General features: G+C 64.9%; 1 protein-coding gene. It reads right to left on the bottom strand.

The features are described 5' to 3' along the window. Window positions 1-165: 165 nt before the first annotated feature. Complete coding sequence (locus KIT86_RS25075) at window positions 166-1548, bottom strand: protein kinase (protein ID WP_297403457.1); 1383 nt, start codon at window positions 1546-1548, stop codon at window positions 166-168. Window positions 1549-1723 lie beyond the last annotated feature (175 nt).

The following is a 1723-nucleotide window of genomic DNA, read 5'->3' as shown; positions in this document are numbered from 1 at the left end:
AGTGCGTGCGTGCGCCATGGATCACGAGCATGCCTCACATTCACACAACCATTGAAAAGGGGAGGGTTCTGGCAGCTATGGGGGGAGGCACAATCGCCGCGGCGGACGCTGAGAGTCCTCTTACTGGGCTGGACCACCGCCGTCGCTGCACGAAGTGAGACATGGTCAACAGGGCAGTGCAGGAAGCGGCGAGGCAGGCACACGCAGCGACAAAGCATCGTGCCTTGGGTCTGGGTCTGCCACATGGCTGAGTTCGATGTCCGGTTGCGCTCTGGCCGCAGCGAGCTCGCAACGAGCAGCAAGAACCACAGCCGCCAGACGATCCCGCGGCGAGATCTCGAGGCAACTCATTGCAACGATCCGAGGGTCGCCATCTGCAGGCAATTCGTCGAGCTCGGGCGGCAGCGCATTCGATACCACCATTGCCTGGGTAGCTTCAGGACTCTTGTGGCCCCACGGCTTCCTGCGCGTCCACATCTCGACGACAGTGACGCCGAAGCTGTAGATGTCGCTCGCCTCATTGAAGGGCTCCCTCCGAGCGACCTCAGGCGCCATGTACCGAGTGGTGCCGGCGAAGGATGGAGGGCAGTCGGCGCCGTGGTCCTTCTTGCACGCCAGGCCAAAGTCGATGAGCTTGGCCTGGCCCCCACGCGTCAGCATGATGTTCGCGGGCTTGATGTCGCGGTGGACGATGGCCTGCGGGCGGAATGTGTGCAGGTACGTCAGCCCGCGCGCGATGTCGGCCGCAATCTGCCACAGACGCTGCTCGTCCATGGCCTCCGCAGGTAGCTCGTGCAGCGCGTTGTACAGGCTCCACCCGTCGATAAGCTCCGTGACCAAATACGGCACGTCGTCATGCAGCGCGCCGCCGAACGTCCGCACGATGTTCGGGTGTACCAAGGGGAAGCCGATGGCGGCCTCCGCGGCAAACATCGCGGCGATCCTCGTGCGCATCGCCGCGCTCAGGGGTCTGCGCGCGTTCGGTTGGGGTGCCTTGGTCGCGACGACATAGCCGCGGTAGGAGCTTGCGTACACGGCCCCGAACCCGCCCCTGCCAATCAAGGTTAGGAGCCCGTTTCTGTCCACCATGAACTGGATTGCGCCAAAGTCAATCTCCCACTCAGGCTGCCCAACAGGCGATACCGAAAAGAGCTCAGACTCCAGATGGTCGCCCACACAGTTGAGCAGCTGCCCGCAGACGAGACGCAGTTGCCCTTCGAACAGCAGCAGCGGCTGGTCTTGGCCGTTCGCGTCACGGGCGTTGACCTGGCGGAGCAGCATGGCCACGCCCTCCAACACCAGGGAGAGGTGCGTGACCATGGAGCACTGCTCGGCCGTAGCGGTGAGGGCGCGAGCGCCGCTGTACCACTGCTCGAACGTGCTAACGATGGCACACGCGTTCACCATAAGCAATTGGCATGGCACCAGCTCCAGTTGGGCCAGATTGACCAGCTCGCCGACCTCCGCAGCCCTGCCAACCTGTTCGGCCGCCTGGCGGACAGCCTCCGCAGCCACCCTGGCGGCCGCCACACGAGCATTGCAATCCATGGGTATCGCGCGCGGCCAGCAGCCTGCGGGTCGCCATTGAGGCGAAAGAGGCGCAGTCGGACCCAAGGCGTGCCGTTCATGGCCGCGCGGCTCCCTTTCGCGCCCCTCATACCTCCTCCGTGTCTAGTCCTCCGCGCGGCCGCCTCGCCAGAAGCCCGCCCCCACCGGCCGAGGA

It is taken from the genome of Hydrogenophaga sp., assembly GCF_026125825.1.
Lineage (GTDB): Bacteria > Pseudomonadota > Gammaproteobacteria > Burkholderiales > Burkholderiaceae_C > Hydrogenophaga.
This window is presented reverse-complemented; position numbering and strand designations above follow the sequence as displayed.